Below are 15,937 nucleotides of genomic sequence, written 5' to 3'. Positions count from 1 at the left end.
ATATCTTATCCTTTCACCGCGCCAGCCGTCAGGCCGCGGGTCATGAAACGTTCGAGCCCGAGGAACAGCGCCATGATCGGCACCGTCGCGATGACGGCACCCGCCATCAGGTGCTGGCGCGGAATCTCGGAGGAGTTGAGCGAGGCAATGCCCCGCGTGAGGGTGAATTTGCTGGGATCGTCGAGCAGCATGAAGGCGAGCAGGAACTCGTTCCATGCGATCATGAAGACATAGAGCCCGACGGAAGCCATCGCGGGCAGCGCCAGCGGCAGCGTGATCTTCCAGATCACCTTGAGCCGCGAGAGCCCGTCCATCAGGCCCGCCTCCTCGACCTCGACGGGGAGGCCGCGGAAATAGCCCTGCAGCATGTAGAGCGCGACGGGAATGGTCGTGACCGGGTAGATCATGACGATCCCGAGGATCGAGTTGCGCAGACCGACCATCGAGTAGGCGATGTAGATCGGCAGCGCGAGCACGATCATCGGCACCATGTAGATCAGCAGGATGCCGCGCGAGAACACTTTCTGCCCGCGGAAGCGCAGCCGCGCCACCGCATAGGCGCCGGGCACCGAGAACAACAGCGTCAGCAGTACGGTCAGCACTGAGACATAGAAACTCGTCCAGAGGTAGCGCCCGAAATGGAACCGCGTCATCAACTCGTAATAGCTGTCGAACAGGTGCCAGCCCCGGCTCAGGTCGATCGAGAAATCGAGCGGGTTGAGCATCAGCTGCTGCTGCGACTTCATCGAGGTCATGACCATCACGTAGAACGGGATGACCACGATCGCGGTGAAGAAGATATAGCCGAAGCCGGTGAGGAAGCGGATCACCGCATCCTCGAATTGGTGGCGGGTGAGCGCACCGAACCGCAGCTCGCGCAGGATCGAGTTGAGCGGGATCGAGACCGCTCCCGCCAGCACCACGCTGAGTGCGACGCGCCAGACAAAGTTGAAGCTGTCGTCGAATTGCAGCGCGCCGAGGCCCACCGCCATCAGCGCCAGCGCCACGATCACCGCCACCGCATCCGCGGCCCAGCGATTGGCGATGCGCACGCGGGCAAACCCGGTCGCGAGGCCGAGGATCAGCGACCCGATCAGAGCGGGCTTGGCCGCAGCGCCGGTCGCAAAGGAGATCGCGCCCCCCAGCGTGACCGACATGACCAGCGCCCAGAGCGCCCCGATGATCGGCCCGGTAAGGTAGCCTTTATGCAGGATTTTCATAGCCCTTCCTCCCGGCTCATGGTGCGGAAGAACAGCCCCGAGAAGACGAGAAGGCAGGCGAAGATCACCACGGCGACCGCGGCACCCGCACCGATATTCGACACCGCGAAAGCCTGTTCGTAGACATTGACCGTCAGGACCCGCGTGCCGGCATTGCCGCCGGTGAGCAGGAAGATGTCGTCGAACTTGTTGAAGGTCCAGATGAAGCGCAGCAGGAACAGGACCGACAGGATCCCCAGTAGCTGCGGCATCGAGAGATACCAGAATTTCTGGAATGGCGAGGCCCCGTCCATATCCGCCGCCTCATACATATCCGTGTCGATGCTCTGCATCCGCGCGAGGATGAAGAGGAACGAGAGCGGGAAATAGCGCCAGATCTCGAACACCGTCACCATGATCAGTGCGAGCGGCTTGGCCCCGAAGAAGTTGATCGCGCCTTCGCTCACGCCCATCTGCACCAGAAGCGCGTTGGCGGAGCCCGAATAGGGATCGAACAGCGTGATCCATGTGAAAGCCACGGCGATCACCGGGGCCACATAGGGAAAGAGGTAAAGCCCGCGCAGGATACCCTGCCCGCGGAAGCTCTTGTTCAGCAGCAGCGCCGCAAACAGCCCCACGACCAGCGCGCCCAGCGTGCCGAAGACCGTATAGAACAGCGTAATACCCAGAACGCTCCAGAACTCGCTGCCCGAAAAGAGCTGGCGGAAGTTGTCGAGCGTGAAGGTGGAATTCGTCAGAACGTTCGAGACGTGACCGGTCGCTTTGACCTCGGCGTCACGCATCGCGCGCTCTGCCTCGCGGGTGTCCCCCGTCACCTGCGCATCGACGCGGAAACGTTCGTTCGCGCCGGCCTCAAGCGTGCCGAAATCGCAAGACAGGTCTTGCCCGTCCATTGCGCAGCCCTGAGGCAGATCGCCGGTCAGCGCAACGCCTTCAGGCAGGGTCACATTGAGCGCCGCATTGCGCATCTCCTGCTCGCGCGAGGGGTTGATGACGCGCAGTTCCAGAAGCGCCTGATCGCCGCGGTCGCGCAGCGCGACCCGTGTGCGGATCTCGGCCGGACGCAGATCGCCCAGCGTCACCGGCTTGAAGGAGATCCAGAAGATCGCCAGCAGCGGCACGATCACGACAAGCGCCACGATCGCGATGGTCGGGAACAGCAGGCCCCAGGCCAGGCGCGCCTCGCGACGGGCAAGCGCGCCGCGCCCCTTGGGCGGCGATATGTCAGTCATGACAGTCTCCAATCCATGCAGTCAGAGCGGGCTTTGGTCCCGGGGCAAGGCGCAACCGCCCTGCCCCGGCCAGAGGTCGGATCAGTTGATCTTGCCCAGCTCGTCGTTCATCTTCGCGACCGCATCCTCGGTCGAGATGTTGCCGTCGATGAAGTCGCGCACAACCCGGTTGATGACCTGGCTGTTGAGCATCTTCGAGGCCAGCGCGAGCTGCCCGTCCTTCACGCCCCAGCGCTGTGCGGTGTCGAGACCCTTGGTGATCTCGTCGACCACGGCCGGCGCGTAGAGATCCTTGAGCGGCGCCTTGCGATCCACGCCCACCGGCAGGGTCGCCCAGAGCTTGGTGAACTTCTCCGGATCCGCATCGGTGCCGCGACGGGTCGGGAACTTGCCCTCCGGCGCGATCGACAGCGTCTGCTCGTAGCCGTCATTCATCGAGTAATCGACGAATTGCTCGGCCGCTTCGGTGTCGGCATCGGCGGTGATGGTGAAGTAACGCAGGTCCGCCCAGCTCGCACCGTCGGGGTTCGACGGGCCCGCGAGGTTGGTCACGACGCCGGTATCCTTCGACAGCTCGGTCGAGGTCGGATCGTCGTTGATCATCGGCGGAGCGCTGTCACGCAGACCGGCCAGCTCGTCGAGGATGAAGGGCGACCACATGATCATCGCCGCCTTGCCCGCGAAATACAGCTCGCGCGACTGCTTCCAGTAGTTCTCGCCGGGCGGGGAGGCGTCGGCCAGCTTCTTGTAGAAGTTCAGCACCTCGACCGTCTTCTTCTCATCGAGAGGCTTGAAGCCGTCCGGTCCCACCGGCGAGACGCCGTTGGCGAGGAAGATCTGTTCGAGGATCTGGCTCATGTAGTTTTCGTCGACCTTGGTCGCGGCAACGAAACCATACATGCTCGGCGGATTGTTGAGCTTGTCGAGCGCGGCTTCGATCGACTTGAAATCGGTCGGCGGCGCGAGGCCCGCCTTGTCGAACAGGTCCTTGCGATAAAGGATCATCTGGGTCCAGCCATCGACCGGCACGGCGGCGTAATCGCCATCCGTCTCGACCATTTTCAGCGCACCGGGCGCGAAGGTCGCCGGATCGAGCTTGTCGACCACATCGGTGCTCGCCAGCGTGTCGACGATGCCCGCATCGGTCCAGGGCAGCACGTTTTGCAGCGGCGTGTAGATCACGTCGGGCAGATCACCCGCCGCGAAAGCCGCGGTGGCACGCTGGTTCAGGTCGCTTTCCGTCACCGGGATCACGTCGACGGTGATGCCGGTCTTGGCCTTGAAGTCGTCGGCCATCTGCTGCTGCTTGGCCAGACGCTCAGGCTGTTCCTCGGTGGTCCAGAACTTGATCGTCTCGGCCTGCACCGCGACGGCGCCCGCCATCAGCGCCAGCACGGTCGAGCCCATCAGCATCGCCGTTTTATGTCCTCGAATTAGCTTCATTTACTTTCCTCCCGGTAGATTGCGTTTCTCTTATGGGTCGACGGGTGGCCCGTCGGAGCCTCCCGGTTCCAGTTGCGCCGCCACCAATTCCGTCAGCTCTCCGGGCGGCGCACCGCGGAGCTGCGCGATCAGCAGTGACGCGAGACGCGCGCCCGCGTGCTGGCTGTCGACTGCGAATGTCGTGAGGGGCGGATCGACCATCCGGCCCTCGGGAATACCGTCATAGGAGATGATCGACAGGTCGCGCCCGATCGTCAGCCCCCGCTCGCGCGCCACGTCATAGGCCCCCAGCGCAGTCGCGTCGGTGGAATAGACGATCGCGGTCGGGGGATTTGGCAGATCGAGCAGATCGCGCGCGGCCTGCGCACCTTCCGAACGGTCGGAGATTTCCATCACCTCAAGCGCGGGATCGAAGGGCAGACCAGCCTCTTCCAGCCCCTCGCGGTAGCCGTCGCGGCGCAGCAGCGCGAAATTGTAGCTCGCATGCGACCCGGCAAAGGCGATGCGGCGATGACCGAAGCCCGCCAGCCGCGCGACCGCGGCACGCATCGCGCCCTCGCCATCCACGTCGTACCACGACAGACCCGGATCGGGCTGACCGTGACCGGTGCGGCCGAACAGCACGAAGGGCACGTGTTTCGCCTGCAGGAACTTCACCCGCGGGTCCACGACCTGCGTCCGCGGCAAAATGAAGCCGTCGACCTTGTGCTCCTGCAAGAGCCGCGTGACCGTGTCCTCCATCTCCTCGCGCGAATTCGACGACGCGATCGTCAGCGTCCAACCTTCCAGCGAGGCCTCCTGCGTGATCCCGCCAAGGAAATCCGTGAGGAACGGCCCGTAGCGATCCGGCGCATCCAGTTCGAGCACCAGACCCAGCGCCCGCACCCGCCCCGTGCGCACGGCCTGCGCATAAGGCATCGGCGCGTAGCCCATCTCGGCGGCGACGCGCGCCACGCGCTCGCGGGTCTCGGGAGAAATGTCGGAATAATTGTTAAGCGCCCGCGACACGGTGCTCTTGGTCAGGCCCAGCGCCTGCGCAAGATCAGAAATCCGCACCCGACGCGGCGCCGGTTCGGACGGTTTCTTGTCTGTGTCGCGAATCTCCTCCATGGCGAGAGACTAGGTTAACGAAACCGATTTCGTAAAGCCGAAACCGGTTTCGAAACACGAATTCGGCCTCAAGTCGCCGTGTGCCGCGGCGCGGCAATGTGGCTATGGACGGCCCGTGTTGAGGCCCCGCGATTTTTAGAAAACCTCGCGAAATCAGATTATTAAAGGACGACTTTGACACAGCGAGGGACCGTGCGTTTGCCGTCCTCTCTCGCTGCACCGGTAGTCCGCCAGCGTCCGGCCCGGGGAAGCATCGCCTTATTGCGATCACAGCTTGGTGTTGAAGACAAAACCGCCGCGCGTCCCTATCGGAGAAAATCATTTATTCACAAGTTGTTACGCGCCACAGTTAAACGACTCGGCTTCGCCACCCGGCACCAGTTCCCTTTCCTTGTGGCTGAACCAAAGGCCGATCCAGTCCGTTGACTTACAGGGCAATCCAAACGCGCCCCCGAGTTTTTCAAAAGTTTCCTCAAGGACTGACCAGCATCAGCCTTCAGCGGAAAGGAATTGCCATGTCAGTTTATCTCCACGGCCTCTCGACTGCGCTACCGCCGCATTGCCTCGCGCAGTCCGAGGTGCGTAAGCGCGCCGAGATCATCTTCGGCGAGACCTACCCGCAATTCGAGCGGCTATCGAAGACCTTCGACACGGCCGGGATCGATCGGCGCTATTCGGTCGTGCCGATCGATTGGTTCTCGGAAGAGCACGGCTGGGCGGATCGCAACGCGGCTTTCATGGAAGGCGCGAAGGCGCTGTTCATCGACGCGGCGCAGGCGGCCCTCGACACCGCAGGCTGGCAGGGCTCGGAGGTCGATTGCGTGGTCACGGTCTGCTCGACCGGGCTCGCGACGCCCTCGCTCGAGGCGCAAGTTCTCGGCGAGATGGGATTTCGCAATGACATCATGCGGGTGCCGATTTTCGGTCTGGGCTGCGCGGGCGGCGTCTCGGGACTGTCGACGGCTCAATCCATCGCGGCGGGGCGTCCGGGGGCGAAGGTTCTGCTCGTCGTGGTCGAAACCTGCTCGCTGTCCTTCCGTGCGGACCGGATGCAGAAGGCCGATATCGTGGCGGCCGTGCTGTTTGCAGATGGCGCGGCTGCGGCCTGTATCAGCACCGAGGCGCCGGGCGCGGGTCAGGTGATCTCGCTCGGTCAGGGGCACCAGAAGACATGGCCCAACACGCTCGACGTCATGGGCTGGGATGTCGACGAGATCGGCTTTGGTGTGATCTTCGACCGCTCGATCCCGGGCTTCGTGACAGCCGAATTCGCCGCGGCCGCGGAAGGTGCGCTCAAGGCCGCGAACCTTAACCATGACGATATCGAGCGCTATGTCTGCCACCCCGGCGGCGCGAAGGTCGTGGAGGCGATTGAAGGCGCGCTGCATCTGGAACAGGGCGTTCTGGATGCCGAACGCGCGGTACTGCGCGAGGCGGGCAATATGTCGGCGCCCACGATGCTGTTCGTGATGCGCGCGGTGTTGGACGCGGGCAAGACCGGGCAGATGATGGGCTGCGCACTCGGCCCCGGCTTCACCGCCTCCTTCCTGCCCTTCCATGTCGGTCCGGCCCAAAGCGAGAAGGAGGCCGCCTGATGGTCCTCCCGAGCCTCCTGTTCCTGGCTTTCATCGTCGTGCAACGGCTGAGCGAATTGGTGATCGCCAAGCGCAACACCGCCCGGCTTCTGGCGCGCGGGGCCCATGAGGTCGGCGCGTCGCATTACCCGGTGATGGTCGCGATGCACAGCGCCTGGATTTTCTGCCTGATCGTCTTCGGGCTCGGCCAGCCGGTCCACCTCGGTTGGCTCGCGATCTTCGCGGTCCTGCAGGTGCTGCGCGTCTGGATTCTCTCCAGCCTTGGCGCGCGCTGGACGACGCGGGTGATCATCCTCGACGAGCCGCTGGTCGCGCGCGGGCCGTTCAAATACGTCTCGCATCCAAACTACATGCTGGTCGTGGCGGAGATTTTCGTGGCCCCGATGGTGCTGGGGCTGTTCTGGGTCGCTGTGCTGTTCACCGTTCTCAACGCGGCGATGCTCTGGGTGAGGATCGGGGTGGAGAACAAGGCCCTCGCCCCGATGCGCTCGGGCTGAATGCGAAACGGGGGGCGTCTCCGCCCCCCGCTCTATTTCATCCGTTCATACGATCGCTCAGCCGCCCAGCACCCGCGGCAGCCACAGCGTCAGCGCCGGGAAGCCCAGCAGAAGCGCGACACGCACCAGCTCGGACAGGAAGAACGGGAAGACACCGCGGAAGGTGGTGCCCATCGGCACGTTCTTCGCCAGCGCCGAGATCACGAAGACATTCATCCCCACCGGTGGCGTGATCAGTCCCAGTTCCACCACGACAAGCGCGAGGATACCGAACCAGACCTTCAGCTCGTCGGTCGAGAGGCCGAAGCCAGAGCCGTCCGCCATCTGGTAGAGCCCGCCATTGATCTCGACCAGCACCGGCCAGAAGAAGGGCAGCACCAGCAGGATCATCGACATCGAGTCCATCAGGCAGCCCAGCACGATCAGCGCGATCAGCAGGATCGCCATCACCATCATCGGCGGCAGTCCGGAATTCACCGCCATATCGGCAGCCGCCTGCGGCACCCCTGCCCGCGACATGAAGATCTTCAGCAGCTCGGCGCCCAGCAGGATCAGGTAGATCATGCCCGTGGTGCCCGCCGTCTCGAGGATGGACGACCGCATCGCCTCGCGCGACATCAGCCCGCGGAAGAGCCCGTAGACGAAGACCGCGAAGACGCCGATCGCAGCGGCGGGCGTCGGGTTGTAGAAGCCCGCATAGATGCCGCCGATCACGACGCCGAAGATGCCGAGCACCGGCAGCACGCCGCGCGTGGCCGCCCAGAACTCCGCCTTGTCCGACACGCCCTGCGCGGGGCCCGCGCTCGGTACGAGGCGGACATAGATCGCAATGGTCATCAGGAACAGCACGACCGCGATCAGACCGGGGATCAGCGCGGCCATGAACATGGTGACGATATTGGCCTCCACGATCACCGCGTAGATCACGAGGATCACCGAGGGCGGGATCAGGATGCCCAGCACGCCGCCCGCCGCGACCGAACCGGTCGCGAGTGCGGGCGAGTAGTTGTAGCGCTCCAGTTCCGGCAGGGCGACCTTGCCCATCGTCGAGGCCGTGGCGAGCGAAGACCCGCAGACCGCGCCGAAACCCGCACAGGCGGCGATCGAGGCCATCGCTGTGCCGCCGCGCATCCAGCCGAACCACGCGTTCGCGGCGCGGAACATATCGCGCGACAGGCCCGTCTTGGTGGCCAACGCCCCCATCAGGACGAACATCGGCACGACCGAGAGATCATAGATCGAGAATTGGCCGTAAGCGAGCGTCTTGAGCTGGCTCAGCAGGATCGCCGGGCCGTTGATGATCGCGGTGCCGCCAGCGCCCACGACGATCATCGCATAGGCGATGGGCACACGCATCACGATGAGCCCCACGAGAATGGCGAGGCCCAGCAGGCCGAGAGTAATCGGGTCCATCAGGCACGCCCCGTCCAGTTGTCCCGCAGGCTCAGCGCTGCGGCGATGAAAAGTAGCGCCAGCGAAGCAAGCGCGGGAAGGTAGGCCCACCAGACCGGGATCTGCAGGATCGTGGTCGCGAGCGAGTAGGATTTCTGGTCAAGCATCCCGAAATACATCCGCCACAGCAGGAGCGCCGCGAAGCCCAGCGCCAGCACCGAGCCGATCGACGAGAAGCGGCGCTGCACGGCGGCGCTCAGTTTCGAGGTGAAGATATCCGCCGTCACGTTCTGATCGGCGAGTTGGCAATAAGGCAGGAACATGAAGGCCGCGATGGCGACCCCCATCTCCGTCAGCTCGAAGTCTCCCGCGAAGGGCAGCCCGATAAAGCCGCCCACCACGGTCCAGACGTTTACGGCGACGATCGCTGCAAGCACCCCGCCTCCGGCGAGGGCCCAGGCATAGATCGCCTTGCGCAAGAAAGTCTCAGTTGCAGAATGCATGATCGTCGCCGCTCCGTTGGTTACTGGCTCGCCAGGTTCTTTTCTTCTTCAGCAGTCAGCTCGCGGGCTTCTTTCACCAGCGCCGGACCGTCGATGCCTTGGCCTTTCACTTCGTCTTCCCAACGGGTGACGACCGGCTGCATCGCATCCTTGAAGGCTTGGGTCTCATCGGCCGAGAGCGTGATCAGCTCGTTGCCATCCGCTTCGGCGGCCTTGATCCCGTTATTGTCGCTGGTGCGCCAGATATCACCGACCTGCTTGAGCCACTCCTCGTCGGAGGCCTTGCGGAACGCCGCTTTGACGTCGTCAGGCAGGCTGTCCCACTTCGCCTTGTTCATCGACACCTGGAAGATCGAGGTGCCCAGACGCCAATGGTCCTGCCCTTCGATCTGGTACTGGGTCTGCTGCTGCAGCTTCAGCGCGGGGATGATTTCCCAAGGGATCAGCGCACCGTCGACGACCTTCTTCGAGAGCGCCTGCGGCAGTTCCGGCACCGGCATCGCGACCGGCTGCGCGTTCAGCGCCTCGATCACCCAGGCCCCCGTGCGCGACGGCGTGCGCAGCTTCATGCCCTTCACGTCGGCGGGGCTGTGAACCGGGGTATCCACGGTGTGGATGCCGTTGCCCGCATGGGCATGCAGGAACATCACTTCGAGGCCCTTGTCCTCGTATTCCTGCTTCAGCTCCTTATCGAACATGTCGCGCATCGCGAGGTTGGTCGCAGCCGGGTCGTTGTTGAAGACGGTCGGCAGTTCGAACACCTCGGTGCGAGGGAAGAGACCGGGCGTGTAGCCGTTGAGCGTCCAGATCAGATCGACCACGCCGTCGCGTGCCTGCTGCACGAGTTCCGGCGGGCGACCACCCAGCGTCATCGCGGGGTAGATATCGATCTTGACCTTGCCGTTCGACAGCTCTTCGACGCGCTTCGCCCAGGGCTCCAGCATCTGCGTCTGCACCGGCGCTTTGGCGCCAAGGAAATGGTGCAACTTGAGGGTGATCTCCTGTGCGAAGCTCCCGCTTGCCCAAAGCATCGCCGCGGCGCTCAGCCCCAGCAGTTTCGTAAATTTCATCGTTATTTCCTCCCTTTATGCCCCTCGCGCGGGGGCGGTTCGGCCTGTCAGTAAGGCAGGCCCACGTAGTTTTCGGCAAAGCTCTTGCGTGCGGTCTCCGACATCTGGAGATATTCGAACTCCGCGCGCTGCATCCGGCGCTCGAACGCGCCCGTTTCCGGAAAATCGTGCAGCATCGAGGTCATCCACCACGAGAAGCGCTCGCATTTCCAGACCCGCGACAGCGCCGTCTCGGAATAGGCGTCGAGCCCTTCGGACGTGCCGTGGTTGTAGAACCGATCGAAGGCGCGGTGCAAATAGTAGACGTCGGACGCCGCGAGGTTGAGACCCTTCGCGCCAGTCGGCGGCACGATATGGGCGCTGTCGCCCGCAAGGAACAGACGCCCGTGGCGCATCGGCTCGGAGACGAAGCTGCGCAGCGGCGCGATCGACATCTCCAGCGGCTCGCCGGTAACCAGCGTCTCGGCCACATCGGCCGGGATGCGGGTGCGCAGCTCGTCCCAGAACCGCTCGGCGGGCCAGTCTTCCAGCTTCTCGCTCAGCGACACCTGCACGTAATAGCGGCTCAGCGTGGGCGAGCGCATCGAACAAAGCGCAAAGCCCCGATCATGGGCCGCGTAGATCAGCTCGGGCGCGGCGGGCGGCGTCTCCGACAGAAGGCCCAGCCAGCCGAACGGATAGGCGCGCTCGAATTCCTGACGGTGGCTTTCGGGGATCGCCTTGCGCGACGGCCCGTGGAAACCGTCGCAGCCCGCCACGAAATCGGCGGTCAGCGTCTTGGCCTCGCCCTCATGGGTGAAATGCACGGTGACGCCGTCGCCTTCGACCCCCTCGATCGCGGTCACCTCGGCCTCGTGCAGCACCGTGCCGCCGCGCGCATCGCGGGCGGTATACAGGTCCTGCGTCACCTCGGTCTGGCCATAGACCATCACGCCGCGGCCCGTCAGATCCTTGATGTCGATATTGAGCCGCTCGTCATGCCACGAGATTTCGACGCCGTCATGGATCTCGCCCTGACGGTCCATCCGCGCACCCACTTCAGCGGCGCGCAGCAGATCGACGGTGCCCTGTTCGAGCACCCCGGCGCGGATCCGCGACAGCACGTAGTCCCGCGAGCGCCGTTCCAGCACGACGCTCTCGATCCCATGCAGGTCGAGCAATTGCGACAGCAGCAGCCCGGCCGGGCCCCCACCGATGATAGCGACTTGGGTCTTCATGCGTTTCCTCCGCAAAGGTCATTGCAGCGCTGCGCAAAAGCGCGCGCCTGCGCCGGGGACTGCCCTGCCGCGAGAAGCGGATCGGTCAGGGTGTCCCCGTCGAGTTCGGGATGGGCGGCCAGCAATGCCGCCGCCGGATCGGGTGCGGCCATCGCCTCTTGCACCGCTGTCTTCGCCGCGTTGCGCGGCAGCGTCTTGGCGAGCGTGAAAATCGCGCGCTCGGCATAGGGGCCGAAGCCCGCCGCCTCGAGATTGGCGCGCATCCGGGGCGCGTCTGCCTGGAGGCCGTTCAGCATCTCCCCGGCGAGGCGCAGCGATGCGCCGCAGGCCACGAGGATCGGGCGCAGGCTCATCCATTCCAGCGCCCAGGCTGCGCCGTCGCGGAACTGACCATGCAGTGCGGATTCGAAAAGGCTGACCTGCAGATGCGCGGCGTGCCGCGCCAGCGCCACCAGCGCCTCGGCGGCCACGGGGTTCGATTTATGCGGCATAGTGGACGAGCCTCCGCCCGCGATCCGCACCTCGTTGATCCCCGACTGCGCGAGCGTCACCACATCCGTGCCGATCTTGCCCAGCGAACCGGTCAGCAGCACCGCCTGCGCGCCGGTCGCGGCCATCGCGTCACGGCGGCTGTGCCACGGCTGATCCTCGGCCTGCAGGCCCAGCGCCGTGGCCATGCGGTTGCGCACCGCCTGCGCCCTGTCGCCGAGCGCCGCATCGGTACCGACCGCGCCATGCAGCGAGATCCGTCCCGCGCCTTGCATCACGGCCATCCGCGCCGCCGCGTCGATCAGCGGCTGCCCCCAGGACGCCACCAGCGCGCCGAAAGTCACCGGCAGGCCGATCTGGCTGCGAGTGCGCCCGGCCATCACCGTCTCGGCCTCGCGCCCGGCCAGCGCGCCGGTCACACGGATCACGCGCCGCAGCCGCGCCGCGATCACGGCAAGCGCCTGCGTCATCAGAAGCGCCGTCGCACTGTCGATAATGTCTTGCGATGTCGCTCCCCAATGGAGCGCCTGCCCCGCCTCTTCCGAGAGCTTGCCGCGCAAATCGCTCAGCAGCGCCGGAACCGGCACGCCATCGCGCGCGGCTCCTGCGGCCAGCGCGGCGGGATCGGGCTGGTATCCATGCAGCTTTTCCGCAATCTCGGCAGCGGCAGCCTCGGACACGACATCTTCGGCGGCGCAAGCCTCGGCCAATGCCACCTCGACACGCACCATTGCAGCCAGCAGCGCAGCATCGCCAAGCATCGCACCCAGTTCCGGATCGCCGTAGAGACCGGACCAGAGCGGGCTGTCGAGGGGCGACAGGCTCATGCGGCCCCCTTCATCGGCAGCGCGAGGATCTCGCGCGCCTGCTGCCATGTGGCAACCGGACGGCCCGCCTTTTCGCACAGATCGACCGTGCGCTGCACCAGCGCCGCATTCGAGGGCGCGAGCGTGTCCCGATCAAGCCGGATGTTGTCCTCCAGCCCGGTGCGGCAATGGCCGCCGGTCTCGATGCACCACTGGTTGATCACCACCTGCCCCGGCCCGACGCCCGCCGCGCACCATGTCGCCTCGGGCAGCACCCGCGCTCGAGTCTCGCGCATGAAATCGAACGCCGCGCGGTCGACCGGCATCGCGTTTTTCACACCCATCACGAATTGCACATGGACATTCGCGGGCAGCCGCCCGTCGCTGACCAGTTTCGCGGCCTGAAAGATGTGGCTGAGGTCGAAGCACTCGATCTCGGGGCGCACGTCATAGGTCTTCATCTCCGAGGCCAGCCAGTCGACAAGATCCGGCGGGTTCTCATAGACCCGCGTCGGGAAGTTGTTCGACCCGACCGAGAGCGAGGCCATGTCGGGCCGCAAAGGCAGCATCCCGCCCCGCGTCTTGCCCGCGCCGGACCGGCCGCCGGTCGAGAGCTGCACGATCATGCCGGGGCAATGCTGGTGCAGCCCCTCCATCAGCCGCGCGAAGCGGTCGGGGTCGGAACTGGGCGAGCCGTCCTCATTGCGCACATGGCAATGCGCGATGGTCGCGCCCGCCTCGAACGCGGCCTGCGTCGACTCGATCTGCTCGGAGATCGTGATCGGCACAGCGGGGTTGTCGGATTGCTGCGGCACGGAGCCGGTGATCGCGACACAGATGATGCAAGGGTCCTGGGTCATGGCTCAGATATCGAAGAAGACGGTTTCGCCTGCACCTTGCAGACGGATGTCGAAGCGGTATTCGCCCGGGCCGGTCGCCTCGGCGACCATCGTGGCGATCCGGTCGCGATGCTCGATCCGCGCCAGAAGCGGGTCGCCCGACAGATTGTCCTCGGGGAAATACATCCGGGTGTGCAGCCCGTGATTGATCCCGCGCGCGAAAATCCAGAACGAGATATGCGGCGGCGTCTTGCGGTCGCCCGAAAGCGCAATCGCACCGGGTTTGATCGTCTCGAAGGTGATCTCGCCGGTGGTGAAATCGGCGGGCATACGGCCGAAACCGGAGACAGCCGGGTCGGCCCCCTCCTGCCCCGGATAGATACCGGCGGCATCGGCCTGCCAGGTCTCGACGAGACAGTCGCGCAGCGGCAGATCGCCCCCGTCGACGACGCGACAGGTGATCTTGATCCGGTCGCCTTTCGCCTCCGGCCCGGCGATCTCGCGGCCCAGCGTCTCGAAGGGCACATCCTCGATGCCGCAGGCCTCGGGGGCGAGACCGATATGGACGTAAGGCCCTGCCGTTTGCGAAGGCGTCAGGATCGGCTTGTCGAATTTCTGCACCATCACAATCCCTCCGGGCGGTTTTCGAAATGGGTCTGGCGGTGGCCGCGCAGCACGATGTCGAAGCGATAGGCAATCGCGTCCATCGGTTTCGTCTCGCTCATGTCGAGCGCCGCCACGAGCCGGTCGAGCGCGGCCTTGTCGGGGATCGTCTGTGCGATCGGGCAGCGCGCGATCAGCGGATCACCTTCGAAATACATCTGGGAGATCAGACGCTGGCCGAAGCTGTGGCCGAAGATCGAGAAGTGAATATGCGCGGGACGCCATTCGTTCGGACCGTTGGGCCACGGATAGGCACCGGGCTTCACGGTGCGGAACGCGTAGGAGCCGTCCGCGCCGGTGATCGTGCGCCCGCAGCCGCCGAAATCGGGATCGAGCGCCGCCAGATAGCCGTCTTTCTTGTGGCGGTAACGCCCGCCCGCATTGGCCTGCCAGATCTCGATCAGCGCGTTCGGGATCGGCCGGTTGTTCTCGTCCAGAAGCCGACCGTGCACGATGATCCGCTCGCCGATGGCGCTGGTGCCGGGGCGCGCGTAGTTCAGCAACAGGTCGTTATCGAGCGCGCCGAGCTTTACATGGCCGAAGGTCGGGCCGGTCTCCTCGCTGGGCGAACTGTCGAAAGAGATCAGCGCGCGCTGAGGGCTGCGCAGCACCGAGGTCTTGTAGGCTGGCGTGAAGAGAGGCGGATGGATACCGGCCTCGCGGGGGATCAAACGACCGGTCATTGGCCCATCTCCTTCAGCGTTTCCTTGATGATCTTGATCGCGTGATTGGCGCGGGGCACGCCCGCGTAGACCGCGACATGCAGCATCGCTTCGCGCAGGTCTTCCGGCGTGGCCCCCGTGTTGGCGGTGGCGCGGGTATGCATCGCGATCTCCTCGTGATTGCCCTGCGCGGCCAGAAGCGCGATCGTCACGATGGAGCGTTCGCGCGGCGTCAGGTCGGGCCGCGACCAGACCGAGCCCCAGGCGCCTTCGGTGATGAATTCCTGAAACGGCGCGTCGAACTCGGTCTTGCCCGCATCGGCGCGGTCGACATGGGCGTCGCCCAACACGCGACGGCGCGTTTCCATCCCTGCTTCATATCGCTCAGACACGCTCATGCTCCTTCAGAAATTCAGTGATGAGGCGCGCCAGCTGCTCGGGCGCCTCGATTGCGGGAATATGCCCCGCGCCTTCAATCAATTCGGCCCGCGCGCCGGGAATGGCGGCGGCCATCTCCATGACCTGCTCGGGCGGGGTTGCGCCGTCATGGCTGCCCGCGATCACCAGCGTCGGGGCGGAAATCTCGGACAGAGCGTCGCGCAGATCGGCCCCGGCGAGCGCCGCGCAGCAATTCGCATAGCCCTTGGCGTCGGTGCGCGCGACTTCGGTCACCCAGAGCGCACAATCGGGATGGGCGCGGAAGGTGGGACCGAACCAGCGCTCGATCACGCCTTGCGCCATCGCGGGCAGGCCCTGGCTTTCCACGGTGGCGATCCGCTCGGCCCAGCTTTCCTCGGTGCCGATCTTGGCGGCGGTGTTGCTGAGAATGAGTGCAAGCACGCGTTCCGGGGCGATCCGCGCGATCTCCTGCGCGATCATGCCGCCGATCGAACAGCCGACGAAAACCGCACGCTCGATGCCCAGATGATCGGCCACCGCCAATGCATCGCGCGCCAGATCGGTGATCGTGGGGGCGACGTCAGAGGTCGCGCTCAGCCCGTGGCCGCGCTTGTCCATGCGCACCAGACGATAGCCGGAGAGCGGGGCGACAAGCCCATCCCACATCCGCAGATCGGTGCCCAGCGAGTTCAGACATATAACCGGAACGCCCTGTGCCACACCGTCTTCGCGGTAATGGATATGCCCCCAGTCGCAAATAAGTGCGTGCATCCTCTTCCTCCCGTCATAATCTTTTCTGA

At 65.0% G+C, this 15,937-nt stretch carries 16 protein-coding genes; 2 read left to right on the top strand and 14 right to left on the bottom strand.

Annotation, left to right across the window (positions count from 1 at the left end; translation table 11 throughout):
* Window positions 1-5: 5 nt before the first annotated feature.
* From ACZ7GB_RS17630 to ACZ7GB_RS17615, 4 genes are all read right to left on the bottom strand, one after another.
* Entirely contained in the window at window positions 6-1,220 is a 1,215-nt protein-coding gene (locus ACZ7GB_RS17630; RefSeq protein ID WP_472159759.1) for a carbohydrate ABC transporter permease, read from the bottom strand.
* Entirely contained in the window at window positions 1,217-2,452 is a 1,236-nt protein-coding gene (locus ACZ7GB_RS17625; RefSeq protein WP_078605739.1) for a carbohydrate ABC transporter permease, read from the bottom strand. Before ACZ7GB_RS17625 ends, ACZ7GB_RS17630 begins: the two co-directional genes overlap by 4 nt.
* 81 nt (window positions 2,453-2,533) lie before the next feature.
* Window positions 2,534-3,895 (bottom strand): ABC transporter substrate-binding protein, encoded by a 1,362-nt coding sequence (locus ACZ7GB_RS17620; protein ID WP_472159758.1) that lies wholly within the window; start codon window positions 3,893-3,895, stop codon window positions 2,534-2,536.
* Window positions 3,896-3,925: 30 nt separating this feature from the next.
* Window positions 3,926-5,005 carry a LacI family DNA-binding transcriptional regulator gene (locus ACZ7GB_RS17615; RefSeq protein ID WP_472159757.1) on the bottom strand — a complete coding sequence of 360 codons (1,080 nt, stop codon included), beginning with the start codon at window positions 5,003-5,005 and terminating at the stop codon, window positions 3,926-3,928.
* Window positions 5,006-5,520: 515 nt separating this feature from the next.
* Between ACZ7GB_RS17615 and ACZ7GB_RS17610 the strand changes: the two genes are divergently transcribed.
* A complete protein-coding gene (locus ACZ7GB_RS17610; protein ID WP_472159756.1) occupies window positions 5,521-6,600 on the top strand; it encodes a type III polyketide synthase in 1,080 nt (359 codons plus the stop codon).
* A complete protein-coding gene (locus ACZ7GB_RS17605; RefSeq protein ID WP_472159755.1) occupies window positions 6,600-7,097 on the top strand; it encodes an isoprenylcysteine carboxyl methyltransferase family protein in 498 nt (165 codons plus the stop codon). Before ACZ7GB_RS17610 ends, ACZ7GB_RS17605 begins: the two co-directional genes overlap by 1 nt.
* A gap of 57 nt (window positions 7,098-7,154) precedes the next feature.
* Here ACZ7GB_RS17605 and ACZ7GB_RS17600 read toward each other — a convergent pair whose 3' ends face one another.
* Genes ACZ7GB_RS17600 through pcaD form a run of 10 tightly spaced genes read right to left on the bottom strand, consistent with a single transcriptional unit; the run spans window position 7,155 to window position 15,908 of the window.
* A complete protein-coding gene (locus tag ACZ7GB_RS17600) occupies window positions 7,155-8,510 on the bottom strand; it encodes a TRAP transporter large permease (protein WP_078521001.1) in 1,356 nt (451 codons plus the stop codon).
* Window positions 8,510-8,992: a TRAP transporter small permease gene (locus ACZ7GB_RS17595; protein WP_098411275.1), complete on the bottom strand. Its 483-nt coding sequence runs from the start codon at window positions 8,990-8,992 to the stop codon at window positions 8,510-8,512. The genes ACZ7GB_RS17600 and ACZ7GB_RS17595 overlap by 1 nt, the downstream gene beginning before the upstream one ends.
* 20 nt (window positions 8,993-9,012) lie before the next feature.
* Window positions 9,013-10,062, bottom strand: a complete 1,050-nt coding sequence (locus ACZ7GB_RS17590) for a TRAP transporter substrate-binding protein (RefSeq protein WP_078570860.1) — start codon at window positions 10,060-10,062, stop codon at window positions 9,013-9,015.
* Window positions 10,063-10,109: 47 nt separating this feature from the next.
* Window positions 10,110-11,279: a 4-hydroxybenzoate 3-monooxygenase gene (pobA, locus tag ACZ7GB_RS17585; RefSeq protein ID WP_347431187.1), complete on the bottom strand. Its 1,170-nt coding sequence runs from the start codon at window positions 11,277-11,279 to the stop codon at window positions 10,110-10,112.
* Window positions 11,276-12,595, bottom strand: a complete 1,320-nt coding sequence (locus tag ACZ7GB_RS17580; RefSeq protein ID WP_472159754.1) for a lyase family protein — start codon at window positions 12,593-12,595, stop codon at window positions 11,276-11,278. The genes pobA and ACZ7GB_RS17580 overlap by 4 nt, the downstream gene beginning before the upstream one ends.
* A complete protein-coding gene (locus tag ACZ7GB_RS17575; RefSeq protein WP_472159753.1) occupies window positions 12,592-13,434 on the bottom strand; it encodes a 3-oxoadipate:acetyl-CoA acetyltransferase in 843 nt (280 codons plus the stop codon). Before ACZ7GB_RS17575 ends, ACZ7GB_RS17580 begins: the two co-directional genes overlap by 4 nt.
* A 3-nt stretch (window positions 13,435-13,437) precedes the next feature.
* Complete coding sequence (gene pcaG / locus ACZ7GB_RS17570; RefSeq protein ID WP_472159752.1) at window positions 13,438-14,037, bottom strand: protocatechuate 3,4-dioxygenase subunit alpha; 600 nt, start codon at window positions 14,035-14,037, stop codon at window positions 13,438-13,440.
* Entirely contained in the window at window positions 14,037-14,759 is a 723-nt protein-coding gene (gene pcaH, locus ACZ7GB_RS17565; RefSeq protein WP_472159751.1) for a protocatechuate 3,4-dioxygenase subunit beta, read from the bottom strand. Before pcaH ends, pcaG begins: the two co-directional genes overlap by 1 nt.
* A complete protein-coding gene (gene pcaC, locus ACZ7GB_RS17560; protein WP_078549859.1) occupies window positions 14,756-15,136 on the bottom strand; it encodes a 4-carboxymuconolactone decarboxylase in 381 nt (126 codons plus the stop codon). Before pcaC ends, pcaH begins: the two co-directional genes overlap by 4 nt.
* Window positions 15,123-15,908 (bottom strand): 3-oxoadipate enol-lactonase, encoded by a 786-nt coding sequence (gene pcaD / locus ACZ7GB_RS17555; RefSeq protein ID WP_472159750.1) that lies wholly within the window; start codon window positions 15,906-15,908, stop codon window positions 15,123-15,125. Before pcaD ends, pcaC begins: the two co-directional genes overlap by 14 nt.
* Window positions 15,909-15,937 lie beyond the last annotated feature (29 nt).

The organism is Thioclava sp. PTB-PU3-1, assembly GCF_055666785.1.
Note: the sequence above shows the minus strand (reverse complement) of the source record. Positions and strands in the feature narration are given on the sequence as shown.